The 23,903-nt window shown below is 70.5% G+C and carries 22 protein-coding genes and 1 tRNA gene; 9 read left to right on the forward strand and 14 right to left on the reverse strand.

From position 1 onward, the window contains the following. Positions 1 to 30 precede the first annotated feature (30 nt). The 5 genes from AAH991_RS21850 to AAH991_RS21870 form a co-directional block, all read right to left on the reverse strand. Entirely contained in the window at positions 31 to 1,314 is a 1,284-nt protein-coding gene (locus AAH991_RS21850) for an ABC transporter substrate-binding protein (RefSeq protein WP_346227731.1), read from the reverse strand. After that, complete coding sequence (locus AAH991_RS21855; protein ID WP_428834006.1) at positions 1,275 to 2,354, reverse strand: branched-chain amino acid ABC transporter permease; 1,080 nt, start codon at positions 2,352 to 2,354, stop codon at positions 1,275 to 1,277. The genes AAH991_RS21850 and AAH991_RS21855 overlap by 40 nt, the downstream gene beginning before the upstream one ends. A gap of 58 nt (positions 2,355 to 2,412) precedes the next feature. Continuing rightward, the gene (locus AAH991_RS21860; RefSeq protein WP_346227732.1) at positions 2,413 to 3,303 is read right to left on the reverse strand and encodes a branched-chain amino acid ABC transporter permease; all 891 of its coding nucleotides are present in this window, start codon (positions 3,301 to 3,303) and stop codon (positions 2,413 to 2,415) included. Continuing rightward, positions 3,303 to 4,100, reverse strand: coding sequence for an ABC transporter ATP-binding protein (locus tag AAH991_RS21865; RefSeq protein ID WP_346227733.1), 798 nt, complete (start codon positions 4,098 to 4,100; stop codon positions 3,303 to 3,305). Before AAH991_RS21865 ends, AAH991_RS21860 begins: the two co-directional genes overlap by 1 nt. 104 nt (positions 4,101 to 4,204) lie before the next feature. After that, complete coding sequence (locus tag AAH991_RS21870; RefSeq protein WP_346227734.1) at positions 4,205 to 5,062, reverse strand: ABC transporter ATP-binding protein; 858 nt, start codon at positions 5,060 to 5,062, stop codon at positions 4,205 to 4,207. Positions 5,063 to 5,249: 187 nt separating this feature from the next. Here AAH991_RS21870 and AAH991_RS21875 point away from each other — a divergent pair, with 187 nt between their 5' ends. Then, entirely contained in the window at positions 5,250 to 6,428 is a 1,179-nt protein-coding gene (locus AAH991_RS21875) for a PucR family transcriptional regulator (RefSeq protein WP_346227735.1), read from the forward strand. A gap of 12 nt (positions 6,429 to 6,440) precedes the next feature. Here the strand turns inward: AAH991_RS21875 and AAH991_RS21880 are convergent, their stop codons facing one another. Both AAH991_RS21880 and AAH991_RS21885 read right to left on the reverse strand, forming a co-directional pair. Then, entirely contained in the window at positions 6,441 to 7,208 is a 768-nt protein-coding gene (locus tag AAH991_RS21880; protein WP_346227736.1) for a helix-turn-helix domain-containing protein, read from the reverse strand. Positions 7,209 to 7,258: 50 nt separating this feature from the next. After that, positions 7,259 to 7,341: transfer RNA gene (locus AAH991_RS21885), tRNA-Leu, on the reverse strand. A 102-nt stretch (positions 7,342 to 7,443) separates the two neighbouring features. Here AAH991_RS21885 and AAH991_RS21890 point away from each other — a divergent pair. Further along, complete coding sequence (locus tag AAH991_RS21890; protein ID WP_346227737.1) at positions 7,444 to 8,040, forward strand: ANTAR domain-containing response regulator; 597 nt, start codon at positions 7,444 to 7,446, stop codon at positions 8,038 to 8,040. 207 nt (positions 8,041 to 8,247) lie between these two features. Then, positions 8,248 to 9,552, forward strand: a complete 1,305-nt coding sequence (locus tag AAH991_RS21895) for an ABC transporter substrate-binding protein (protein WP_346227738.1) — start codon at positions 8,248 to 8,250, stop codon at positions 9,550 to 9,552. A 65-nt stretch (positions 9,553 to 9,617) separates the two neighbouring features. On the opposite strand, the gene AAH991_RS21900 is transcribed toward AAH991_RS21895, so the two are convergent. From AAH991_RS21900 to AAH991_RS21925, 6 genes are all read right to left on the reverse strand, one after another. Further along, the gene (locus tag AAH991_RS21900; RefSeq protein ID WP_346227739.1) at positions 9,618 to 10,082 is read right to left on the reverse strand and encodes a hypothetical protein; all 465 of its coding nucleotides are present in this window, start codon (positions 10,080 to 10,082) and stop codon (positions 9,618 to 9,620) included. 104 nt (positions 10,083 to 10,186) lie between these two features. Further along, positions 10,187 to 11,029 (reverse strand): ABC transporter ATP-binding protein, encoded by an 843-nt coding sequence (locus AAH991_RS21905; RefSeq protein WP_346227740.1) that lies wholly within the window; start codon positions 11,027 to 11,029, stop codon positions 10,187 to 10,189. Continuing rightward, positions 11,026 to 11,955, reverse strand: a complete 930-nt coding sequence (locus tag AAH991_RS21910; protein WP_346227741.1) for an ABC transporter ATP-binding protein — start codon at positions 11,953 to 11,955, stop codon at positions 11,026 to 11,028. Before AAH991_RS21910 ends, AAH991_RS21905 begins: the two co-directional genes overlap by 4 nt. Beyond that, positions 11,945 to 12,934 (reverse strand): branched-chain amino acid ABC transporter permease, encoded by a 990-nt coding sequence (locus AAH991_RS21915; RefSeq protein WP_346227742.1) that lies wholly within the window; start codon positions 12,932 to 12,934, stop codon positions 11,945 to 11,947. The genes AAH991_RS21910 and AAH991_RS21915 overlap by 11 nt, the downstream gene beginning before the upstream one ends. Before the next feature lie 13 nt (positions 12,935 to 12,947). After that, positions 12,948 to 14,231 carry an ABC transporter permease subunit gene (locus AAH991_RS21920; protein ID WP_346227743.1) on the reverse strand — a complete coding sequence of 428 codons (1,284 nt, stop codon included), beginning with the start codon at positions 14,229 to 14,231 and terminating at the stop codon, positions 12,948 to 12,950. 460 nt (positions 14,232 to 14,691) lie between these two features. After that, entirely contained in the window at positions 14,692 to 15,072 is a 381-nt protein-coding gene (locus tag AAH991_RS21925; RefSeq protein ID WP_346227832.1) for a PaaI family thioesterase, read from the reverse strand. Between the two features lie 98 nt (positions 15,073 to 15,170). Here AAH991_RS21925 and polA point away from each other — a divergent pair, with 98 nt between their 5' ends. Further along, a complete protein-coding gene (gene polA, locus AAH991_RS21930) occupies positions 15,171 to 17,852 on the forward strand; it encodes a DNA polymerase I (RefSeq protein ID WP_346227744.1) in 2,682 nt (893 codons plus the stop codon). 115 nt (positions 17,853 to 17,967) lie between these two features. Here the strand turns inward: polA and AAH991_RS21935 are convergent, their stop codons facing one another. After that, on the reverse strand, positions 17,968 to 18,765 hold the full coding sequence (locus tag AAH991_RS21935) for a DUF2127 domain-containing protein (protein WP_346227745.1): 798 nt from the start codon (positions 18,763 to 18,765) through the stop codon (positions 17,968 to 17,970). A 104-nt stretch (positions 18,766 to 18,869) separates the two neighbouring features. Here AAH991_RS21935 and AAH991_RS21940 point away from each other — a divergent pair, with 104 nt between their 5' ends. The 5 genes from AAH991_RS21940 (at position 18,870) to AAH991_RS21960 (ending at position 23,898) form a co-directional block, all read left to right on the forward strand. Then, positions 18,870 to 19,886 (forward strand): polysaccharide deacetylase family protein, encoded by a 1,017-nt coding sequence (locus AAH991_RS21940; RefSeq protein ID WP_346227746.1) that lies wholly within the window; start codon positions 18,870 to 18,872, stop codon positions 19,884 to 19,886. A 206-nt stretch (positions 19,887 to 20,092) separates the two neighbouring features. Continuing rightward, positions 20,093 to 21,556, forward strand: coding sequence for a 30S ribosomal protein S1 (gene rpsA / locus AAH991_RS21945; RefSeq protein ID WP_346227747.1), 1,464 nt, complete (start codon positions 20,093 to 20,095; stop codon positions 21,554 to 21,556). A gap of 128 nt (positions 21,557 to 21,684) precedes the next feature. Continuing rightward, positions 21,685 to 22,683: an RNA polymerase subunit sigma-70 gene (locus tag AAH991_RS21950; RefSeq protein WP_346227748.1), complete on the forward strand. Its 999-nt coding sequence runs from the start codon at positions 21,685 to 21,687 to the stop codon at positions 22,681 to 22,683. 67 nt (positions 22,684 to 22,750) lie between these two features. Then, positions 22,751 to 23,374 (forward strand): dihydrofolate reductase family protein, encoded by a 624-nt coding sequence (locus AAH991_RS21955; protein WP_346227749.1) that lies wholly within the window; start codon positions 22,751 to 22,753, stop codon positions 23,372 to 23,374. Between the two features lie 53 nt (positions 23,375 to 23,427). After that, a complete protein-coding gene (locus tag AAH991_RS21960) occupies positions 23,428 to 23,898 on the forward strand; it encodes a GNAT family N-acetyltransferase (RefSeq protein ID WP_346227750.1) in 471 nt (156 codons plus the stop codon). The last annotated feature ends 5 nt before the right edge of the window (positions 23,899 to 23,903 follow it).

Below are 23,903 nucleotides of genomic sequence, written 5' to 3' on the forward strand. Positions count from 1 at the left end.
CTCACCGGCGCGGACGTGACCCCTCGCGGCTCAGCCCACCGGCACCGGGTAGTCCTTCGCCAGTTCGGAGACCTCCGGCTCCCTGAAGACCACCGCGCCGCCGAGCGCCGCCTTGTCGGGCTTGAGCACGTACGACGAGCGGGAGGCGGGCTTGTCGAAGAACGTGAAGTCCATCGGCGTGCCGAAGTCGCCGCCGAAGCCCGACTGGGAGCGGTGGGCGGTCAGGACGCCCTCCCGGCTGAGGTCCTTGGCCTCGCAGGCCTTCTTCATCGCCTCGTCCACGATCATCGCGGCGCTCCAGCCGCTGGCCACACCGCTGTCGAGCGTCTCGCCCGGGTACTTCGCCCGGTAGTCGGCCACCAGCTTCCGCATCGCCGGGTTCTTCACGCTGACCGGCGTCCCCGCCGACACGTAGTAGAAGTCCTTGAGCAGAGCCGGCGCGGCCGGCGTGCCGAGCAGCTGCGGGGAGTAGGCCGAGTTGCTGCCGACGAACGGCACGTCCATGCCCTTGGCGAGGGACACGCCCACCAGTGAGGCCGTCTGCCGGGGGCCCACCGAGACGAGCACGGCCTTCACCCCGGCCGCCTTGAACGCCGCCACCTGCGCGCTCATGTCCTGGTCGGTCGCCTTGATCTTCTGCTCCACGACCTGCAGGCCGAGCTTGTCCGCGGCGTACTTCGAGCCGTTCAGCGAGCTCTCGCCGTAGTCGCCCTCGAAGTACAGGTGCCCGATCTTGTCGCCGGACTTGACGCCCTTCTCCTTCGCGAGGAACTCGACCGCGTTGATCATGTCGATGTCGTACGTCGTGCCGGTCACCTGGATGGCCCGGCTGCCGAGCAGTGTGGTCGCCCACGCCATCGGGATCGTGAGCAGCTTGTCACCGTCGATGCGCTGCTTCAACGCGGTGATCATCGGGGATCCGATGAACTGCGCGATCGCCGCCGACCTGGGCGCGACCTCGGTGTAGGCCGCCACGGCCTTCTGGGTGTCGTAGCCGTGGTCGCGGACGACCAGCTCGTACTTGCGGCCGCAGACCCCGCCGCCGGCGTTGGCCTGGTCGAAGTACAGCTGCTGCGCCTGCGTCTGGCTCTTGCCGAACGACGCGTACGGGCCGGTCAGGTCGGTGAGCGCGCTCACGGTGATCGTGGTGGCCGTGACACCGGGGCCGGTCTTGACCCCGTCCCCGCTCACCGCCGCGGCGTCCGCGCCGCCGCCCGTCGCCTTGTCGCTGGCACATCCCGCGGCCGAGGTCGCGACGGCCAGGGACAGCAGGGCTAACGCCGCGATGCCGGCGCGGGTGCCGATTTCGCCCATCTGAGCTCCTTGAGTCGAACGCGGCCGAGCCGCGTGGCGAGCCCGGCCAGACCGCCGGGCAGGAACAGCACCACCGCGACGACGGCGGCGCCGTAGAGGATCCGCGCGGCCTCGGCGGGGGAGACCCCGCCGGAACCCGGCTCGGCCACCAGCGGCAGCGCGTCGCTGTAGCGGGTGAGCAACTGGGGGAGCAGGGAGACGAACGCGGCCCCGGCGACCGCCCCGGCGACCGATCCCAGGCCGCCGATAACGATCATCGCGAGGTAGTCGAGCGACAGCAGCATGCCGAAGTAGTCCGGCACGACCTGCTGGAAGACCAGGGCGACCAGCACCCCGGCGAGCCCGCCGTACATGGACGACAGGACGAACACGCCCGCGCGGTACCGGGCGACCGGGACGCCCATGACCCCCGCGGCGATCTCGTGGTCCCTGATCGTGTTCATCGCCAGGCCGGGACGGCCGCGCAGCACGCCCCGGGCGAACGCCGCCGCGCCCGCGAGCAGCGCGATCCCGAGGAACCACAGCCGTTCGAGCGACCCGAACGGCACGTTCAGCACCACCAGCTCCGGGGAATCGGCGAAGACGAACCCGAACAGCTCCATCGGCGGCACCGGCCGTCCGTTGAAGCCGCCGGTGACCGGCTCGGCGTTGAACAGGATGTGCTGGCCGACGAAGATCAGGGCGAGCGTGGCGATGCCGAGGTAGGCGCCCTTGAGGCGGCCCGCGATCGGGCTGAACAGTCCGCCGCACACGCCCGCGACGGCCACCGCCGCCACGGCCGCGAGCGGTGTGGGCAGGCCCAGGTCCGAGGACAGGTAGACGTAGGAGTACGCCCCGGCCGCGAGGAAGAAGGCATGCCCCAGGGACAGCTGCCCGGTCGCCCCGGTCAGCAGGTTGATCCCGATGGCGCCGATCGCCGCCGACATCGCGAACAGCCCCGCCTGCAGCCAGAACCCCTCCAGGTAGAACGGCACCGCCACGGCCGCCGCGAGCACCGTGAGCCACAGCGCGGCCCGCAGGGTCCGTGCCGGGAGGCGCAGCGCGGCCCGCAGGGTCCGGAGTGCGCGCCCTACGGGCGCACCGGGTACGGGTGTGGGGTCAGACACGGGCCGGCTCCTTCGTGCCGAACAGCCCGGAGGGCCGCAGCAGCAGGATCACGATCATCACGAGGAACGGCGCCGCGTCGCCGATGCCGCGGCCCAGGAAGGCGAGCTCGCTCTGGTAGCCGCTCATCAGCGTCTCGGTGACGCCCACGATCAGCCCTCCGGCCAGCGCCCCGGTGGTCGAGTCGAGCCCGCCGAGGATGGCCGCGGGGAACGCCTTCATCGCCGCCGCGGCCGTGCCCCGGTCGAGCCCCGGCGTCGGGAAGACGCACAGGAACATCGCCGCGACCGCGGCCAGCGCCCCGGCGACCGCCCACGCGCTGAGCGAGACCCGGCCGAGCCGCACGCCCATCAGCGCGGCGGTCTCGGCGTCCTCGGCCGCGGCGCGCATCGCCACGCCCCACCCGGTGAACTTGAAGGCGAGCAGGAACGCCACGATCAGCGCGGCGGCGACCACGAGGGCCACGACGCGGGTCTCGGCGACCGTGATCGGGCCCAGGCGCAGCACCCGGTCGCCCCAGGGGTCGCCCAGGGCGAGCACCTCGGTGCCGATCCGGCGGGTGAGCTCGGTCGTGAGCAGGATGTCCACGCCGATCGTGACGATGGCCAGCACGCCGCGCGAGCCGACGTGCGCCCGGCGCAGGATCAGGAACTCCACCAGCGCGCCGACCAGCGCCGCCGCCGCGATCCCCGCCGCCAGCGCCGCCCAGAACCCGACCAGCGGGTGTAGCCTGGCGACCACATAGCCACCGGCCAGCAGCAGCGACGCGTGCGTGAAGTTGACCACCTCGGTCGCCTTGAAGATCACCACGAAGCCGAGCGCGATCAGCGCGTACACGGCCCCGACCGAGATCCCGTTGACGAGCAGCTCCAGGAAGACCGCCATCACGCCTCCCCGCCGGAGTCACCCGAGTCACCAGGGTCACAGGAGTCGCCGAAGTCGCCGAGGTAGGCGCGGACGACCTCGGGGTCGCGCTGGACCGCCTCGGGCGGGCCGTCCGCGATCCGCCTGCCGAAGTCGAGCACGGTCACCGCGTCGGCGATCCGCATGACCATGCCCATGTCGTGCTCGACCAGCAGGATCGAGATGCCGAGGCTCTCGCGCACCGACTGGATGAGGGCGGCCATCTCCCGCCGCTCGCCGCCGTTCATCCCCGCGACCGGCTCGTCCAGCAGGAGCAGCCGCGGCTCCATGCACAGCGCCCGGGCCAGCTCCACCCGCTTCTGCACGCCGTACGGCAGCAGCCCCACCGGGACGGGCAGCGCCTCGCCGACGCCCGCGAACGCGGCGATCTCCTCGACCCGCGCGCCGTGCCGCACGGCCTCGCGTCTGGCCGAGGGCAGTCGCAGGCCGGCCGAGACGAATCCCGCCCCGGTCAGGCGGTGCCGGCCGAGCATGAGGTTGTCGCGGACCGTGAGATGCGGGGACAGGGCGATGTTCTGGAAGGTCCGGGCCACGCCCAGCGCCGCCACGCGGTGCGGGCGCAGCGAGGTCAGCTCGGCGCCGCCGAAGCGCACGCTGCCGGAGGTGGCGCGGTAGACCCCCGACAGCACGTTGAAGCAGGTGGACTTGCCCGCGCCGTTCGGGCCGATCAGGGCGTGCACGCTGCCCGGAGCCACGGTGAAACTGACCGCGTCGAGCGCGGTGAGCCCGGCGAAGCGGACCGTCACCTCGCTGACCACGAGCTCCGCCGGGCCGTCCCCACGGTACGTACCGACCGGTTGGTTTGCCGAGGGCGTCCGGAGGCGCCTGGCCGGGTGTGCGTGCGATTCGCCGCGGTGGCGGGTCATGCCGTCCATCTCGCCAGCCTGGTCCTCTCGTGCCTCTCGTGGCCGTCGGCGGGGCCGGAGTCGGTACCGACCGGTCGGTCTGTATCGGGCACGCCGACGCCGAGGTAGCGGCGGCGCACCTCGTCGCTGGCCGCCAGGTCCGCGGCCGGTCCCGACAGGGTCACCTCGCCCACCTCCAGCACGTACGCCCGCTCGGCCAGCGCGAGCGCCATCGCCGCGTTCTGCTCCACCAGCAGCACCGACGTGCCCTGGGCGTTGATCTGCCGTACGGTGCCGGCGATCCGGGCCGCCATCAACGGCGCGAGTCCGAGGGTGGGCTCGTCGAGCAGCAGCAGCGAGGGACCGGCCATGAGCGCCCGGCCGATCGCCAGCATCTGCTGCTCGCCGCCCGACAGCAGGCCCGCGCGCTGGTGCGCCCGCTCGGCCAGCACCGGGAACAGCTCCAGGACCCGCTCGCGGGCCGCCGCCGCGCGCCTGGCGGGCACGCCCAGCGCCCCGGCGCGCAGGTTCTCCGCCACGGTCATCCGGGCGAACACCCGACGTCCCTCCGGCACCTGGACCACGCCGCGCCGCACGACGGCCGCCGCCTGCGCGCCGTCCAGGCGGGACCCGCCGAAGGAGACCGTCCCCGACGTGATCGCGCCCCGGTGGAACCGCAGCGTCCCCGACACCGCACGCAGCAGCGTCGTCTTGCCCGCGCCGTTCGCGCCGAGCACCGCGGCCACCGCGCCCCGGGGCACGGCCAGGTCGACGCCGCGCAGGGCGCGCACGGGGCCGTACCGCACCTCCAGGCCCCGGATCTCGAGGCCCCCGGTCTTTGGGCCACCGGTCCCCGGGCCCGACTCACCAGACATCCGCGCCTCCTGTGACTTCGATGAAGGCACACCCAACCCAGCGCGGTCGAGGGCCGTCCAGCGCCGGGAGTCAAGTCGGGACACCAGCCCATGCCCGCCGGTCGTGTCCTGTGCTCCAGCACAATCCCGCATCACGAAACGAGAACCGAACCTTGTTCCGGAGGCCGTCGGCTGGCACATTCGGGACATGAGGTCCAGGACGGACGCCGAGGTCCGGGAACTGCTGCGGACCTCCGCCGCAGGACTGCTGGAACGGCTCCCTCAGCTCGCCGACGAGCTGGTGAAGCGCGGCAGGGCCAGCGACGAGGCCTACCGCATGACGGTCCCCTACGAGGACCACTGGAAGAGCACCCATGAAGGGCTGCGGGTGGGCATCACCGCGATCCTGCAGCCCCGGCACGAGCGGCGCGACGTCGCCTACGCGCAGACGGTCGGGCACAGGCGGGCCGAGTTCGGGCTTCCGCTGGACTCGCTCATGCGCAGCTACCGCCTGGCCGCGCAGGTCACCTGGAACGGCGTGATCGACATCATCGGCGACCAGGGCCAGGAGCGGCTGCCCGCGCTGCTGCGCAGCGCCACCCACGTGTGGCACGCCATCGACCGGCAGGCCGTGGCGGCGGCCGACGCCTACCGCCGCCGGGAGAACGAACTGCTCGGCCGGACCAACCAGCGCGTCAACGCCATGCTCGACGCCCTCCTCGAGGGACGCGCCGACCCGGCGGTGGCCGGTGTGGCCGCCGGCGCCCTCGGCCTGCCGGAGCACGGCCGCTATGCGGTCGTCACAACGCGGCTGCCCGCACAGCCCGACCGCGTGCACCGTCCCGACGAGATCGGCGGGCTGCGCTTCCTGTGGCGCATGCGCCCGGACCTGGAGATGGCGGTCGTTTATCTCGGTGACCGGGAGCTGGACGACCTGGTCGCCGCCATCACCCCGGTCGTCTGCGCGAGCGCCGGTGTCAGCCCGGTGGTGGAGAGCCTCGCCGATCTCGGCACGGCCCGTCGCCTGGCGGAGGTGGCCATGCGCACCTGCTCGGGGACCGCGCCGGAGGTCGCGCGGCTCGACCGGCGGCTGCCCGCCGCGCTGGTGGTCTGCCAGCCGGAGCTGGCCGGGCACCTCGCGGGCGGCGTCCTCGGCCCGATCGTCTCCTCGCCCGACGGCGGCGTGCTGCTGGCGACACTTGACGCGTGGCTGCGCTGCGAGGGGTCGGCGGCGCGGGCGGCGGCCGAGCTCTACTGCCACCGCAACACCGTCTTCAACCGGGTGCGCCGCATCGAGCAGCTCACCGGCCGGTCGCTGGCCCGTCCCCTGGACGTCGTCGAGCTCTCCCTCGCCCTCGACGCCGTCCGCCTCCTCCCGGGCGGCTGATGATCGCGGGGCTCAGAACTTCGGACCCACGAACTCGTCGAGGCGGGCCACGGCGTCCCGCCTGGCGACCGAGATCTCGTTGCGTTTGTTGTAGCGCCATGCGACGCCGAGACGGTCCAGCGCCTCCCCGTACAGCCTGAGGATGTCGGCGGACTCGTTCTTGAACAGGTAGCGCGGGTACTCGTACCACTTGTCCTCGCCGCCGACCGGCCGCCGAACCCGGTTCGTCCCGCGGTAGCCGTCGGAGTGGATGAGCCCGCGCGCGAGAGGGCCCGGATGTTCGGTGACGATCTCGTGCTGCCAGTCCGCCAGGACGATGGCCCGCTCATGCTTCTTCCCGGGTCCATGCTGCGGAAAGAGACAGGCCCAGTGCGTCGAGTAGCTCTTCACCTCCGTGCAGCCGGTGTGCTGCCGTCGGCTGACGGAAGAGGTCGGCATAACTGCAGCGAGATTTCGGGCCGCAGCCTCGATCAGCCCCGGCCAGCTGTCGCCGCAGAAGATGGACAGCCGGTGGACCCGCTTGGGACCCAGCGAGATGTGGCCGTCGCCGAGATAGAGGCCGAGCAGATAGGAGTACGACGGCCGGTCGAGCGGGCGGTTATAGCAGCGAGGGCAGGAGCCGTTGCGCCTGCGGTCCTCATCCTCCCGGACTCGCCGAACGCCGGTGCGCCATTTCTGGACCGCACCGAGGGAGACGCCGCAGAAGGCGGCCACCTCGCGGTCGTTGTAGCCGAGAGCCGAGAGGCGTAGGGCGCGGTCGACGGGTTCACGAGGGTGCATGGTTCGACCATGTCAGCCGTCACTGACAGTTTCGCGCTCGTCGCCGTGAGTGCCGGAAGCGGGATTCGAACCCGCACGCCCTTTCAGGCGGACGCTTTTGAGGCGTCTATGTCTGCCATTCCATCATTCCGGCGGCTATATCCCGATATGTCCAAGCTTGGGATGACCGCTGGCCAGTCGATCACCTTCCACCTGGCGTGGTTCTAATGTAGCGGACGTCGGTAACCTCTTGTGCGTGAGTACGCAGCGGCGAGTGGTGATCGCGGAAGACGAGGCGCTGATCCGCCTCGACCTGAAGGAGATGCTCGAAGAGGACGGTTACGCCGTGGTCGGCGAGGCCGGCGACGGTGAGACGGCGGTCAAGCTCGCCATGGAGCTCCGCCCCGACCTGGTGATCCTCGACGTCAAGATGCCCGTGCTCGACGGGATCTCGGCGGCCGAGCGGATCGTCTCCGAACGGATCGCGCCGTGCCTCATCCTCACCGCGTTCTCCCAGCGTGACCTGGTCGAACGCGCCAGGGACGCGGGCGCGATGGCCTACCTGGTCAAGCCGTTCACCAAGGGCGACCTGGTTCCCGCGATCGAGATGGCGGTCAGCAGGCACGAGGAGATCGCCGCGCTGGAGAAGGAGGTCTCCACGCTGTCGGAGCGGCTGGAGACCAGGAAGCTCGTGGAGCGGGCGAAGGGCCTGCTCATGGCGCAGCACGGGTGGACCGAGCCGCAGGCCTTCCGGTGGATCCAGAAGGCGTCCATGGACCGGCGCATGAGCATGCGCCAGGTCGCGCAGATCGTGGTGAACGAGAGCGGCGGCGAGGCACAGCCGCCCGCCTGAGCGTCCCCTCCCCGAACCCGGAGGAGAAGACTCCTGGTCAGGGGCCGTCCCGCTAAGTTGAGGAGTTATTACGACTCCGCATCCAAGTGCGGACAGTTCTGATGCATCCCTGGTCGGGCCGTGCCCGGCCTATGTACCTTTCAGCCATTCGATCGGGACCAGTCGGCAGCGCTGACGATTCCCGGGCCTGGATGAAGGAGATGCTTCATGATCCGCATTGCCCCCCTCGGGCGGGCGCTGGCCGTCGCCGCGGCCGCCAGCCTCGCGCTGACGGCCTGTGGCGGTGGCGAGGACAGCGCCGCGCCGGCTTCCTCGGCGCCGGCGGCCCAGTCGTCCTCCGCGCCCGCCGCCGCCACGGCGCAGGGAGACGGCGTTCTCACCGTCGGCACGCTGTTGCCGCAGACCGGTTCGCTCGCCTTCCTCGGTCCGCCGGAGTTCGCGGGTGTCGGGCTGGCGGTGAAGGAGATCAACGACGCGGGCGGCGTCCTCGGCAAGCCGGTGGTCCAGATCGACACCGACTCGGGTGACACGTCGACCAACATTGCGTCCCAGTCTGTCGACAAGTTGCTGCAGCAGAAGGCCGACGTGGTCGTGGGTGCCGCCTCGTCCTCGGTGTCGCTGTCGGTCATCGACAAGATCACTGGTGCGGGCGTCGTGCAGATTTCGCCGGCGAACACCTCCGACCAGTTCACCACCTACAACGACAAGGGCCTGTACTTCCGTACGGCTCCGCCGGACGTGCTGCAGGGCCGCGTCCTCGGCGACCTGATCCTCGCCGACGGCAACGACACGGTCGGCATCCTGGCCCTCCAGGACGCGTACGGCACGGGTCTGGCGGACAACGTCCAGAAGGCGGTCGAGGGCGGCGGCGGCCAGGTCGTGGAGAAGGTCATCTACGACCCGAAGGCGGCCGACTACTCGGCGGACGTCGCCAAGATCAAGGAAGCCAACCCGAAGGCCATCGCGCTGATCGGCTTCGACGAGACCAAGAAGATCATTCCTGAGCTCGTCAAGCAGGGCCTGACCGCCAAGAAGGTCAAGTACTACTTCGTCGACGGCAACCTGTCGAACTACGGCACGGGCAAGGACGGCTTCCCCAAGGGCACGCTCGACGGCGCGAAGGGCACCCAGCCGGGCGCCCAGGTCTCCGACGACTTCAAGGCCAAGTTGAAGACGGTCGACCCGAACCTCAAGGACTTCAACTACGGCCCCGAGTCGTACGACGCCACGATCCTCACCGCGCTCGCGGCCGTCGCGGCCAAGAGCGACGCGCCGGCGGACATCGCGGCCAAGCTGCAGGAGGTCTCCAGCGGCGGTGAGAAGTGCAAGGACTTCAAGTCCTGCAACGACCTGCTGTCGGCCGGCAAGGACATCGACTTCGACGGCGCGTCCGGCCCGATCGAGTTCAACGAGGCCGGTGACCCGGCCGAGGCGACGATCGGCATCTACGAGTACGGCGCCGACAACACCAACAAGAACGTCGCCTTCAACACCGGCAAGATCGCCGGCTGATCCACGGCGCGACTGATCCACCGCACGAGGGGGCCCGCTCGGTGGAGCGGGCCCCCTCCGCGTTCTCAGGAACGGCCGCAGGCGGCCAGGACGGCGGCGGACGCCGCGCGATACCGGCGCAACAGGCCCGGACGCCGGGAAGCGGCCGTGCCGGCCCGGGACAGGGTCTCCGCGACGCCGTCGACGGCCGCCACGGCGTCCGCGGCCGCCGCCGGCAGGCGGGGGCCGTACATCTCCAGCGTGCCGCGCAGGTAACCGAACCGGCCGCGTACGTCGCCGTCCCAGTGCTGGGCCTCCTCCCGTCCCGGCGGCAGCAGCGACAGCCCCAGGTAGCCGATGGCGGACACCACGCGGGCGCAGGGGTCGTCCCCGGCCTTCGCGCCGGTGACGTAGATCGCGCCGGTGGTGGCCGGCGAGGCGGTGGGGGGAGCGGGCGAGGTCCGCGGCCCGGGGGACGGCGCCTGGCAGGCGGACAGGCCCGCCGCCAGCGCCGCGACGACCAGTGCCGCCCGGAGGGGGGTTCGGGTCATAGGGCTCATTGTGGCCCCGGCGGTTGCCGATCAGGTGCGGATGAGGTCACAGACGTACGACGAGGGCCCCGGCGCGGGGTGCGCCGGGGCCCTCGGGGAAAGGCTCAGGCCCGGGCGAGGGTGCCCAGGTAGAGCTGGATGACCTTCGGATCGTTGATCAGGTCGCGACCGCTGGCCATGTAGGCGTTGCGGCCCTGGTCGAGCACGTAGCCCCGGTGGCAGATCTGCAGGCAGCGACGCGCGTTCTGCTCGACCATGATGACGGTCACGCCGGCCTTGTTGATCTGCTGGGCCTGGATGAAGACCAGGTCCTGCAGCTTGGGCGACAGGCCCGCGGACGGCTCGTCCAGGAGCAGGACCGACGGCTCGGTCATGAGCGCACGGCCCATGGCGACCATCTGCCGCTCACCGCCGGACAGCGAACCGGCGCGCTGCTTGCGGCGCTCGCGGAGCGCGGGGAAGATCTCGCAGACGAACTCGAACCGCTCCTTGAACTTGCCGGGCACCTGGTAGGCGCCCATCTCCAGGTTCTCCTCGATGGTGAGGCTGGGGAAGACGTTGTTCGTCTGCGGGACGTACCCGACCCCGCGGGCCACCAGCGAGTGGGCCTTGAGGCTGGTGATGTCCTCGCCGTTCAGGATCACCGAGCCGCTGCGCACCGGCACGAGCCCGAACAGGGTCTTCAGCAGGGTCGACTTCCCGGCGCCGTTGGGGCCGATGATGCCGATCAGCTCGCCCTTCTTCACGTACAGGTCGGCGCCGTTGAGGATGTTGACGCCGGGGATGTAGCCGGCGTACAGCTCGTCGGCCCGCAGGAGCGCCTTCTCGGCTCCGGCGAGGTGGTCGGAGCGGTCGACGACGGCCGCCTGGGAGACCGGCTCTGCGGGGTTGTCCGGGGTGGGGACGCGGTCCGGCTCGGCGCCGTTGTCCGGCGTGGGGGCGGTCATGCCTTCTCCTCGATCTCGGCCTCCAGCTCGGCCTCGGCCTCCTGCAGCTGCTCCTCGAACTCCTCGGCGGACATCGGCGCGTCGTGGTGGGCGCCGAGGTAGGCGTCGATGACGCGCGAGTCCGACATGATGGTGTCCGGCGGGCCCTCCGCGATGACGGCGCCCTGGGCCATCACGACGACCCAGTCGCTGATGTCGCGGACCATGTCCATGTCGTGCTCCACGAAGAGCACCGTCATGCCCTCTTCGCGCAGGTCCTTCACGTGCCCGAGGAGCGACTGGGTCAGGGCCGGGTTCACGCCCGCCATGGGCTCGTCCAGCATGACCAGCTCGGGGCCGACCATCAGGGCCCGCGCCATCTCCAGCAGCTTGCGCTGGCCGCCGGACAGCGAGCCGGCGAAGTCGTCGCGCTTGGCGGCGAGCTTGAAGCGCTCGAGGAGCTCCTCGGCGCGTTCGGTGATCTCGTCCTCCTGACGGCGCCAGCTGCCCGGGACGAGCGCGCGGAAGAAGTTCTCGCCGCGCTGGTTCTGCGCGCCGAGCCGCATGTTCTCCATGACGGTGAGCTTCGACAGGGCCTTGGTGAGCTGGAACGTGCGGACCATGCCCGCACGGGCCACCCGGTGGGCGGGCACGCCCTTCAGCTGCTTGCCGTTGAAGGTCCAGGACCCCTCGTCGGCGCTGTCGAAGCCGGTGAGCTGGTTGAAGAACGTCGTCTTGCCGGCGCCGTTCGGGCCGATGAGCGCGGTGATCGACCCGCGCTGGATCTCCACGTGGTCGACGTCGACGGCGGTGAGGCCGCCGAACCGGCGTACGACCTTGTCGACGACGAGGATCGGGTCGGGCTTGGGAACGCCGGGCTCGCGGTCGAGGCCCGCGAAGGCGGCGACCGCCGCGGCCTTCTTGGAGGGGTTGGTGTCAGCGTGCATCGAGCGCGATCTCCCTCTTGTCGCCGAAGATGCCCTGAGGCCGGAAGATGAGCAGGAGCATCAGGCCGAGACCGACCAGCATGAAGCGGACCGCGCCGATGTTGTTCACGGTGAACAACGAGGGGAGCAGGCCGGCGGAGACGGCCTCGCTGAGCGTGTTCCCGACGAAGACCAGCAGCACCCAGAAGATCGCGGCGCCGACGACGGGGCTGAAGACGCGGGCCGCGCCGCCGAGGATCACGATCGTGTACGCGTAGAACGTGAACTCCGTGCTGAACAGGTCGGGCTGCACCGACGCCTGCCCGAGCGCGAACAGGAAGCCGCCGAGGCAGCCGACCACGCCGCCGAGCACGAGGGCCTGCATCTTGTAGGAGAAGACGTTCTTGCCGAGGCTGCGCACGGCGTCCTCGTCCTCGCGGATGGCCTTGAGCACGCGGCCCCAGGGGCTCTTCATGAGCAGGTAGACCAGCCCGCAGGCGATGACTATGAGCACCCAGCCGACGGTCAGCACCCACGTCACCCGCTCGTTGAAGCTGATCGGGCCGATGCCGTACGTGCCGGGGGAGTAGGGGTTCATCGCGAAGAAGTCGCCGGAGAAGTTCTGCCGGCCGTCCGAGCCGCCGAAGACGCTGCTGAACTTGACCGACCTGAAGACGAGCCGGACGATCTCGGCCGCCGCGATGGTGACGATGGCGAGGTAGTCGGCGCGCAGCCGCAGGGTGGGGATGCCCAGCAGGAAGGCCAGCACGACGGTGGCCGCCAGGCCGATCACGATGCCGAGCCAGAACGGCAGGTGGAAGGTGGCCACGGTGACGGCCATGCCGTACGCGGCGACGCCGAGGAAGGCCGCCTGGCCGAAGTTGAGCAGCCCGGCGTAGCCGAACTGGATGTTGATGCCGATCGCGGCGAGCGCGTAGACGACGGTCTCCAGGCCGATCGAGGCCTTGACCGTGGTGATGAGGATGGTGTTCCAGTCCACGTGTGGTCTCCGATCAGCCGATGCGCTCGCGCCGGCCGAGGATGCCCTGCGGCCGGAAGAGCATGACGAGGATGAGCACCAGCAGCGCGCCGACCGTCTTCAGCTCGGTCGGCACCACGACGGTGGACAGCTGGATGAACAGGCCGACGACGATGGAGCCGACCAGGGCGCCGAACGCGGTGCCGAGGCCGCCGAGGGTGACGCCGGCGAAGACCAGCAGCAGGATCTGGAAGCCCATCTGGTAGCTGACGTTCTGCGACAGGCCCAGCATGACGCCCGCGAGCGACGCGATGGCGCCGCCGACGGTCCAGATGATCCGGATGACCCCGTCGACGTTGATGCCCGAGGAGGCCGCCAGGGCGGGGTTGTCGGCGACCGCGCGGGCGGCCTTGCCGACGCGGGTCTTGAGCAGCGCGAGCCCGACGACGATGAGCACGGCGAGCTCGATGCCCATCGCGATGAAGTTCTTCGGCGCGGCGGAGATCGGGCCGACCTGGATGCCGGGCTGGGCGTTGTAGTCCGCGAACGGGGCGCCCTCGCCGCCGAAGAAGAAGAGGAAGATGTAGCGCAGGAACAGGGCCAGGCCGATCGAGATGATCATCATGGCGACCAGGCTGCTGCCGCGTTTGCGCAGCCGCCCCCAGAAGAACCGGTCCTGGCCGTACCCGAAGACCCCGCCGATCACGACCGAGATCACCGCGGCCCAGATGAGCGGGAGTCCCACGACCACGTTGAAGAAGTAGGCGCACATCGCGCCGAACGTGAGCAGCTCGCCGTGGGCGAAGTTGGTGAGCCCGGTGGTGCCGAAGACCAGCGAGAGGCCCATGGCCGCGAGGGCGATGATGAGTCCGAGGTTGAAGCCCTCGAAGGTGAGCTGGGCGACCCGGTCCCAGAAGGAGGAGGAGTCCGAGGACGCCGAGGCGGCCCCGCCCTGCTGGCCCGCGGGGGCGAGGGCGAACAGGACGTTGCGCTCACTCCCGTCGTAGACCTGGACGTTCAGGGTGGCCCGGTCCTTGAACTTCAGCGCGACCCCCTGCGGGAGCGTCGCCTGGTCGAGTGTGACCTTGTATGTGCCCGCTTCGGGGACCGGCACCTCCCACTTGCCGTCGGCACCCGTGGTGGCGTCACCGACGGGTTTGCCGTCTTCGCCCGCCACGCTGATCTTCACGCCGTTCACCGGCTGGCCTTGGTTTTGGAGTGTGCCCTTCAGGGCCTCCCCGTCCGCCCAGGCGGGGGAGGAGAGGAGAAAGACGAGTCCACCCAGGAAGGCCGTGAACGCGATCACGGCTCTGCGCAATGGTGCTCCCTCTGGTTCAGGTCATGGCGGGGTCGTGCCCCCACTGCGGACGCGCAACATCGGTCAGGTTGCTGCGATGTTGTGGCCGGAGCATAAGCCTGAGACGCCCGTTTCGGGGTCGTTCGTCACCAATTGGTGACCATGGTGTGTCACTGACGTGAGAAAGGGTTCGCAGGTCAGGGCATGTAAGGAGTCAACCGGGTATCGCTGCTGAGGTCGCGTGCCGAAAAGTCATGAGCCCGTGGGAGGACCTTTGGGACCGTACACAGCTTCCCCGGCTCCGCACGTTGTCTACTCGGTCTCCCACGGGCTCTGGAGCCACAACGGTAGCGACCGGAGCGACTCCCGTGCAAAGAGAGTCGCAAGCCGTTCCGTTATGAGGCCCAATGCGTCGTAAGGGGTTTTCGTGGTGCTTGCCCGGCCGGTGCCTGGCCGAGTCCGGCCCGCGCGCCTCCCGGCGTCAGCGGGCGTCCCTGAGCATGCAGGTCAGACGGGCCGTGCAGACCGCACCGCCCTCGTCGTCGGTGATCTCGATCGCGTACGTCGCGAGCGTGCGCCCGCCGTGCACCCGGGTCGCGACGGCGGTGACGTGCCCCGAGGTCGCGGAGCGGTGGTGGGTGGCGTTGATCTCGACGCCGACGGCGATCCTGCCCGGCCCGGCGTGCAGGGCGGCGCCGGTCGAACCGAGCGTCTCGGCCAGCACGCAGGAGGCGCCGCCGTGCAGCAGGCCGTACGGCTGCGTGTTGCCCTTGACGGGCATCCGGCCGACCACCCGCTCCGCGCTCGCCTCCAGGATCTCGATGCCCATCCGCCGGTGCAGGTGGTCCCCGGGCGCGTTCATGAACGCCACGAACTCCTCGGGATTCGTCAAGGTCAAGGGGACGCCTCCTGTGGGAAGAGCACGGGTTTTCTGTCGTACAGGGAGACTAGGCTGCGGGTGTGCCGAAGAGTGAAGCGACCCCCACCCGTCCGTGTCTGCTGCTTCTGGACGGGCATTCCCTTGCTTATCGCGCGTTCTACGCGTTGAAGGACGCGAACCTCATGACCACGGACGGTCAGCACACCGAAGCGGTGTACGGCTTCACCTCGATGCTGGCCAACATCCTGCGCGACGAGCAGCCGAGTCACGTCGCGGTCTGCTTCGACCGGAGTGAGCCCACCTTCAGGCACGAGGCGTACGACGGCTACAAGGCCAACCGGGCGGAGACCCCCGAGGACTTCCGCGGCCAGATGCAGCTCATCTTCGAGCTGCTCGACGCGCTGCGGATCCCGCGACTGTCGGTGCCGGGCTTCGAGGCGGACGACCTGATCGCGACGCTGGCGACGCGCGCCTCCGGCGAGGACATGAGCGTGCTCATCGTGACCGGTGACCGCGACGCGCTGCAGCTCGTCGACGAGAAGGTCACGGTGCTGATGACCAGGCGGGGCATCAGCGACATGACCCGGTTCACCCCCGGCGCCGTCATGGAGAAGTACGGCCTCACCCCGGCCCAGTACCCCGACTTCGCGGCCCTGCGCGGCGACCCCAGCGACAACCTGCCGAGCATCCCGAGCGTGGGGGAGAAGACCGCCACGAAGTGGATCGTCGAGTACGGCTCGCTGGACGAGCTGGTCCGGCGGGCCGACGAGGTGAAGGGCAAGGTCGGCGACAAGCTGCGCGAGCACCTCGGCCAGGTGATCCACAACCGGATGCTGACCGAGCTGAAGCGCGACGCCCCGGTCGAGGCCGAGGTGTCCGCGCTCACCATGGGCCTGTGGGACCGCGAGGAGGTCAACAAGCTCCTCGACGCGGTGCAGATCCGCGGCGAGCTGCGCGAGCGCCTGTTCAAGGTCCTCGGCACCACCGAGCCGGAGACCGGCGAGGGTTTCGAGCTCGAGGTGACGGTGCTGGAGCCGGGCCGGGTGGCCGGCTGGCTGGCGGCCCTCCCCGAGGGCCGCGCCGGGCTGGCCTTCCAGGGCTCCTACGGCAGCGGCACCGGGCGGCTGGAGGGCGTCGCGATCGCCGGGCCGGACGGCGCCGCCTACCTCGACCCCACGCGGCTGACGGAGGAGGACGAGGCGGCGCTGGGCGCCTGGCTGGCCGACGAGAAGCGGCCGAAGGCCGTGCACGACGCCAAGGGGCCGCTGCTCGCGCTGTGGGCACACGGCCTCGACCTGCGCGGCCTCACCTGCGACACGGCGCTCGCCGCCTACCTGGCGATGCCGGGCCAGCGGTCGTTCCCGCTGGAGGACCTGGTCCTGCGCTACCTCCATCGCGAGCTGCGGGCGGAGTCCGCGCCCGGCGGGCAGACCTCCCTGTTCGAGGACGCCGACGAGGGCGCGGCCCGGGACCTGGCCCTGCGGGCCCAGGCCGTGCGCGACCTGGCCGAGGCGCTGGAGGCGCATCTTTCCCAGCGCGGCGGCACCCGGCTGGTGACCGAGGTCGAGCTGCCCCTCGTGCGGGTGCTGGCCGAGTTGGAACGGGACGGCATCGCCGCCGACCGGCAGTACTTCGCGGCGTTGGAGGCCGAGTTCGGCGCGGCCGTCAAGCAGGCGGTCGAGGCCGCCCACCAGGCGGTGGGGGAGCAGTTCAACCTCGGCTCGCCCAAGCAGCTCCAGGAGATCCTGTTCGGCAAGCTCGGCCTGCCCAAGACCAAGAAGATCAAGACGGGCTACACGACCGACGCCGACGCGCTCGCCTGGCTGGCCCAGCAGACCGACAACGAGCTGCCGGTGATCCTGCTGCGCCACCGCGACCAGACGAAGCTGCGCACCACGGTCGAGGGCCTGATCAAGGAGATCGCCGACGACGGGCGGATCCACACCACGTTCAACCAGATCGTGGCGGCCACCGGGCGGCTGTCGAGCGAGAAGCCCAACCTGCAGAACATCCCGATCCGCACGGTCGAGGGCCGGCGCATCCGCAAGGGCTTCGTGGTGGGGGAGGGCTTCGACACGCTCCTGACGGCCGACTACAGCCAGATCGAGCTGCGGATCATGGCGCATCTGTCCCGGGACGAGTCGCTGATCGAGGCCTTCGAGTCGGGCCACGACTTCCACCAGGCCACCGCGTCCCGGGTCTTCGACCTGCCGCCCGAGCAGGTGGACGCCGACCTGCGCGCCCGGATCAAGGCCATGAACTACGGCCTCGCCTACGGCCTGTCCGACTTCGGCCTGTCGGGGCAGCTCAACATCCCCGTCGCGGAGGCCAGGGCGCTCAAGGAGGAATACTTCGAGGAGTTCGGCGGCGTCCGCGACTACCTGGAGTCGATCGTCGCCCAGGCCCGCAAGGACGGCTACACCGAGACGATCCTGGGCCGCCGCCGCTACCTGCCCGACCTGACCAGCGACAACCGGCAACGCCGGGAGATGGCCGAGCGGATGGCGCTCAACGCCCCCATCCAGGGCTCGGCCGCCGACATCATCAAGGTCGCGATGCTGAACGTGCAGAAGGCGATCGAGGGCATGCGCTCCCGCATGCTGCTCCAGGTCCACGACGAGCTGGTGTTCGAGGTCGCGCCGGGCGAGCTGGAGGAGCTGACCGAGGTCGTGCGCACGCAGATGTGCCGGGCCTACGACCTGAGCGTGCCGCTGGAGGTCAGCGTGGGCGTCGGGACCACCTGGGAGGACGCCGGCCACTGATCCGCGCCGCCGGCCGGCCCCTCCCGCGCCCCGGCGGGCCACCGCCTCGCGGGGCCCGCGACCGGGCGGGGCACGCCGGACCAGGGGTCAGAGGTCGGGGGGCAGGGGTCAGGGGTCAGGGATGGCCGGTGGAGCGGGCGGCCCGGAGGTCGGTCCCATGCACGGCCAGGCCCGCCTCCTCGACCTCCAGCAGGCACGCCTCGTGCCGCTCCGACTCGAAGGCCGCCCGCCCGCCACGCAGGCCGAACAGGCGCTTGGTCAGCGCGATGTACAGCACGGCCGCGATGTTGATCAGGAGGACCGTGATCCGGAACGGGCTCACCTTCTCGGCGATCTCGTAGATCTCCACGGGGATGAACACCGAGGTGACGACCACCGAGAAGTACTCGCCCCACCGCTTCAGCAGCCACAGGCCGATGCCCTCGGTCAGCAGCAGGGCCGAGAGGGCGAGCAGGGCGAGGAAGATCCAGGTGAGGGTCGTCGTCCGCGCGCCCAGCGCGGTGCGCAGTGTGTGCACCACACCCGACTGGTCGAGGTTCCACCCGAGCTTGTGCGCCAGCGGCCTGACCAGCGGGAGGTCCTGGTCGAAGGCCCGCCGTACGGCGTCGTGGTGGGCGCGGAACCGCCACACGCCGTACGCTCCGGCGAGGACGAGCACGGCCTTGGCCCAGCGGAAGACGGCGATCAGCCGTAGCACGGCGGCGTCCCGCAGCGCCCGGCCCCGCAGGACGACGGGCGCGTCGCCGGCCGGTCCGGCCGCCCGTGGCGGGCCGAGCGTGAAGTCGCCGCAGCGCAGGCAGCGCCACGCCTCGCCCAGCGCGGTCTCGGCGCGCAGGCGGGTGCGCAGCGCCTCCTCGTCCGGGGCGTAGGTGACGTGCCCGTGCCGTCCGCAGGCACGCAGGCTCCAGTCCACAGGAAAATTGCAACACATACGAATGCGGACACGCCGGGCAGTAAGGTCAAATAACTGTGCGCAATCTTGCCCGGATGACCGCAATCGCCAATGTCGTCGTTGTCGTGATCGGACTTGTCGCGCTTGTGCTGCTGCCCCGCTCCTCGGGCGAGGAGCGGGCACAGGCGCCGGCGCACCCGCGAACACCGTCGCCCACGCCCAGCGCGGCCCCGCCACGGGCGACCGCCGAGTCGGCCAGGAAGGTCAAGGCGAACGAGGCCGGCCTGGTGCCCGTGATCATGTATCACCGCATCCTGCCCAAGCGGAGGGCGTCCATCGACCGGACTCCCGATCAGCTGCGCAGGGAACTGGAGCGCCTGGCCAAGAGCGGCTACGTGCCGATCACCGCGGCCGAACTGGTCGCCAGGAAGATCGACATCCCGGCGGGGTCCCATCCCGTCGTCCTGACCTTCGACGACGGCCATCCCAGCCACTTCGCCGTGGACCAGAACGGCATGCCGAAGAACGACACCGCCGTCGGCATCATCTACGAGATCGCGGCGAAGTACCCGAACTTCCGGCCCACGGCCACCTTCTGGGTCAACCGCGATCCGTTCGGCCTGCGCGACCGCGCGCGGCAGCGGCAGGCGGTGAAGTGGCTGCTCGACCATGGTTTCGAGGTGGCCAACCACACCTATGCCCATCCCGATCTCCGCCGGCTCTCCAACAGCAGGGTCAGCGAGCAGATCGTCCGGCAGGAGCGGCTGCTGAAGAAGATCGGCGTGCCGGACTCGACGACCATGGCGCTGCCGTACGGCTCGCGGCCGAGGAAGCTGAGCAGGGCGCACGACGGGAAGTGGGACGGGAGCGAGTACCACTTCGACGGCGTCTTCCTCGCCGGGGCGCAGCCGACGGTTTCGCCCTACGCGAAAAGTTTCCCGCGTTTCGCGATCCCGAGGATCCAGTCCAACGGGAAACAAGGGGACTGCCGGCGCTGGTGCACGACCTACTGGCTCGACTGGCTCGACAAACATCCACGGGAGCGTTATACGTCGGACGGCGATCCCGCCCGAGTGTCGGTGCCGCGCAAACTCCGGGCAATGATCTCGCCGGGCCGGGCGAAGTCGGTGATCGCTTACTAGAGGCCCGTCTGGTTGCCTCGGATTGACCCGGCTCGCTCCGTCTCATATGCTGATCGCTGCGTTGTGGGCTCGCGCGCGTCACGGACGGAGAGGGCTCGCGCTCGGTCATCTGGTGGTTACCAGGAACAGCATCATCCGGTGAACGAAAAACGGCCCGCCGCGCTCCTGTCACAACGACATCTGTCCGGTTCGGAGCAATTCCACACATGACGAGCAGCACTGAGGCCACCTCGAGCACCCCGCAGGTAGCGGTCAACGACATCGGTTCCGAGGAGGCCTTCCTCGCCGCGATCGACGAGACCATCAAGTACTTCAACGACGGCGACATCGTTGAAGGCACCGTTGTCAAGGTCGATCGAGACGAGGTCTTGCTCGACATTGGCTACAAGACCGAGGGCGTCATCCCGTCGCGCGAGCTCTCGATCAAGCACGATGTCGACCCGGCCGAGGTCGTCGAGGTCGGAGAGCACGTCGAGGCCCTGGTTCTCCAGAAGGAGGACAAGGAAGGCCGCCTCATCCTGTCCAAGAAGCGCGCCCAGTACGAGCGCGCCTGGGGCACGATCGAGAAGATCAAGGACGAGGACGGCATCGTCACGGGTACCGTCATCGAGGTCGTCAAGGGCGGCCTGATCCTCGACATCGGCCTGCGCGGCTTCCTCCCCGCCTCCCTGGTGGAGATGCGCCGCGTCCGCGACCTGCAGCCGTACGTCGGCCGCGAGCTCGAGGCCAAGATCATAGAGCTGGACAAGAACCGCAACAACGTGGTCCTGTCCCGCCGCGCCTGGCTGGAGCAGACCCAGTCCGAGGTTCGCCAGACGTTCCTCAACACCCTGCAGAAGGGCCAGGTCCGCAAGGGCGTCGTGTCCTCGATCGTCAACTTCGGTGCGTTCGTGGACCTCGGCGGCGTCGACGGCCTGGTGCACGTGTCCGAGCTGTCCTGGAAGCACATCGACCACCCGTCCGAGGTCGTCGAGGTGGGCCAGGAGGTCACCGTCGAGGTTCTCGACGTCGACATGGAGCGCGAGCGGGTCTCGCTGTCGCTCAAGGCGACGCAGGAGGACCCCTGGCAGCAGTTCGCCCGGACCCACCAGATCGGCCAGGTCGTGCCGGGCCGCGTCACCAAGCTGGTGCCGTTCGGCGCGTTCGTCCGGGTCGAGGAGGGCATCGAGGGCCTGGTCCACATCTCCGAGCTGGCCGAGCGCCACGTGGAGATTCCGGAGCAGGTCGTGCAGGTCGGCGACGAGATCTTCGTGAAGATCATCGACATCGACCTGGACCGCCGCCGCATCTCGCTGTCCCTCAAGCAGGCCAACGAGGGCGTCGGCGCCGAGGTCGAGTTCGACCCGACGCTGTACGGCATGTCGGCGACCTACGACGACCAGGGCAACTACATCTACCCCGAGGGCTTCGACCCGGAGACCGGCGAGTGGCTCGAGGGCTTCGACAAGCAGCGCGAGGAGTGGGAGCGGCAGTACGCCGAGGCCCAGGCCCGCTTCGAGGCGCACCGCTCGCAGATCGAGAAGGCCCGCCAGGAGGAGGCGGCGGCCAGCGAGGCCGCTCCGTCGTCCTACAGCGGCGAGACCGCCTCGCAGACGAGCGGTGGTGGCGCCCTGGCCTCCGACGAGGCCCTCGCCGCCCTGCGCGAGAAGCTGGCCGGCGGCCAGAGCTGATCCCGGTCTCCTGACCGGAGGTCGTGCTCCAGCCTGCACAGCATGACGAAAGGCCCCGCTCCGGCGGGGCCTTTCCGCTTTTCCGGCAACGCCAGCCCTTCGGTGCGGCCGGACGGCATGATGAACCCATGATCGAGAGCATGGATCCGCCGGGGGACGAGGCGGCGTTCGAACTGCTGGTCCAGCGGCACCGCAGGGAGATCTACGCCCACTGCTACCGGATGCTCGGCTCGGTCCAGGACGCCGAGGACGCGGTCCAGGAGTCGCTGCTCGCGGCCTGGCGGGGCCTGGCCGGGTTCGAGGGCCGTAGCGCACTGCGCACCTGGCTCTTCCGGATCGCCACCAACGTCTGCCTGCGGCTGTCCTCGCGCCGTCCCCGCCGGATGCTGTCGTCCGATCACGGCCCGGCCCGCTCCGGCACCCGCGATCTCGGGGAGCCGGTGACCGGACCGGTCTGGATCGAGCCGTGGCCCGACGACCCGCCCGCGGACGACGAGCCCGACCCGGCGGCGGCCTACCTGCGGCGGGAGAGCGTCGAGCTCGCCTTCGTCGCCGCGCTGCAACACCTGCCGGGCACCCAGCGCGCGGTGCTGATCCTGCGCGAGGTGCTCGATTTCAGCGCGGCGGAGGTCGCCGAGATCCTCGGCACCACGCCCGCGTCGGTGAACAGCGCGTCGCAGCGCGCCCGGGCGGTCGTGCGGCGGCGGATGCCGGAGCGCTCCCAGCAGGCCGAGCTGGCCGCGGTGGGCCCGGGCGGACGCCGTGCGCTGGTCGACGCGTTCATGACGGCGTGGGAACGGGCCGACGTCCCGGCGCTGCTCGACCTGCTGTCCGAGGACGCCCGGTTCACCATGCCGCCGCTGCCCGCGTGGTTCGACGGCCGCGAGGACGTCGGCCGGTTCCTGGCCGAGCGGGTGTTCGCCACGCCCTGGCGGCTGGTGCCGATCGCGGCCAACGGGCAGCCCGCGTTCGCCTGCTACCAGCACGACGGGGAGCGGTTCCGCCTGGGCGCGGTCAACGTGCTGCACCTGCGGAACGGCCGCATCTCGTGGATCGCCGGCTTCGTGGATCCCCAGGTGACCCGGCGTTTCGACGTGCCCGGGGAAATTCTCCCGCCGGAGCGATGAATCCGGCGCCGCCGATGTCTCTGATCGGGTGACGGTTCTCCATCACCGATCCGGAAGGACACCTGCCATGCGCAAGCTGATCGTCTCCGTCGTCATGTCGCTCGACGGGTACGTCGAGGGGCCGGGCCGCGACGTCATGGCCCTGCCGATGGACGACTTCTTCGACGAGCACAACCTCGAGCGGCAGCGGGAGGCCGACACGCTGCTGCTCGGCGCCACGACGTACCTGGGCCTCAAGGCGTACTGGCCGGCCGTGGCGGACGACCCGGCGCTGTCCCCGGCGGTGGTGAACAACCCCGCGGTGGCGGACCTGCACCGGGAGATCGGCCGGCGCAACAACGAGCTGCGGAAGGTCGTCGTGTCCGATTCCCTGACCGAGGAGGACACGGCGCCCTGGACCGGCACCACGACCATCGTGCGGCGGGCCGGCGCGCACAAGGTCGTCGCGGAGCTGAAGGAGCGGCCGGGCGGGGACATCCTGATGTTCGGGAGCCGCACGCTCTGGAACGACCTGCTGGCCGCCGGGCTCGTCGACGAGCTCCACCTCATGGTCGGCGCCGCCGTCCTCGGCGGGGGCACCCCGGCCTTCGGCGCCGGGCCGGTCCCGCCGCTGCGGCTCCTGGAGACCCGTCGCCGGGAGGGCTCGCAGAACGTGATCCTGCGGTACGCCGTGGCCGGCCGCGGCGAGTGAGGTCCGGAAGGCTCGCGCCTGACGGAGGCGGCCGTGCCGGTAGGGTGGCCCCCGTGGTGGAGATCACGCGGGCCCTGCCCGAGGACGCCGGGGAGATCCTGACCCTCCAGCGGGCCGCCTACGTGACCGAGGCGCAGCTCTACGGCGATCCGTTCATCGGGCCGCTGGTGGAGTCGCTCGACCAGGTGCGTACGGTGATCGGGACGGCGGTCGTGCTCAAGGCGACGGACGGCGGCCGGGTGGTCGGCGCCGTCCGGGGCCAGGTGTCGGGCTCGACGTGCCTGGTGGGCCGCCTCGTGGTCGCGCCGGACCGGCAGGGGCAGGGGATCGGCACCGCGCTGCTGGCCGCGATGCACGAGGCCGTGCCGGAGGCGGCGGCGTTCGACCTGTTCACCGGGCACCTGTCGGAGGGGAACCTCCGGCTCTACCGTCGCCTCGGCTACCGGGAGACGCAGCGGGAGCGGGTGCAGGACCACCTGACGCTGGTCCACCTGCGACGCAGCGCCGAGACGAGCACGTCCTGAGTCGT

The sequence above is a fragment of the Microbispora sp. ZYX-F-249 genome, from assembly GCF_039649665.1.
Lineage (GTDB): Bacteria > Actinomycetota > Actinomycetes > Streptosporangiales > Streptosporangiaceae > Microbispora > Microbispora maris.

Excerpts from the sequence above, each read along its gene's own strand:
- AAH991_RS21850 (WP_346227731.1), bottom strand. The coding sequence starts at position 1,314 with ATGGGCGAAATCGGCACCCGCGCCGGCATCGCGGCGTTAGCCCTGCTG.
- AAH991_RS21860 (WP_346227732.1), bottom strand. The coding sequence starts at position 3,303 with ATGGCGGTCTTCCTGGAGCTGCTCGTCAACGGGATCTCGGTCGGGGCC.
- AAH991_RS21870 (WP_346227734.1), bottom strand. The coding sequence starts at position 5,062 with ATGTCTGGTGAGTCGGGCCCGGGGACCGGTGGCCCAAAGACCGGGGGC.
- AAH991_RS21875 (WP_346227735.1), top strand. The coding sequence starts at position 5,250 with ATGAGGTCCAGGACGGACGCCGAGGTCCGGGAACTGCTGCGGACCTCC.
- AAH991_RS21880 (WP_346227736.1), bottom strand. The coding sequence starts at position 7,208 with ATGCACCCTCGTGAACCCGTCGACCGCGCCCTACGCCTCTCGGCTCTC.
- AAH991_RS21895 (WP_346227738.1), top strand. The coding sequence starts at position 8,248 with ATGATCCGCATTGCCCCCCTCGGGCGGGCGCTGGCCGTCGCCGCGGCC.
- AAH991_RS21900 (WP_346227739.1), bottom strand. The coding sequence starts at position 10,082 with ATGACCCGAACCCCCCTCCGGGCGGCACTGGTCGTCGCGGCGCTGGCG.
- AAH991_RS21905 (WP_346227740.1), bottom strand. The coding sequence starts at position 11,029 with ATGACCGCCCCCACGCCGGACAACGGCGCCGAGCCGGACCGCGTCCCC.
- AAH991_RS21910 (WP_346227741.1), bottom strand. The coding sequence starts at position 11,955 with ATGCACGCTGACACCAACCCCTCCAAGAAGGCCGCGGCGGTCGCCGCC.
- AAH991_RS21925 (WP_346227832.1), bottom strand. The coding sequence starts at position 15,072 with ATGAACGCGCCCGGGGACCACCTGCACCGGCGGATGGGCATCGAGATC.
- rpsA (WP_346227747.1), top strand. The coding sequence starts at position 20,093 with ATGACGAGCAGCACTGAGGCCACCTCGAGCACCCCGCAGGTAGCGGTC.
- AAH991_RS21950 (WP_346227748.1), top strand. The coding sequence starts at position 21,685 with ATGATCGAGAGCATGGATCCGCCGGGGGACGAGGCGGCGTTCGAACTG.
- AAH991_RS21955 (WP_346227749.1), top strand. The coding sequence starts at position 22,751 with ATGCGCAAGCTGATCGTCTCCGTCGTCATGTCGCTCGACGGGTACGTC.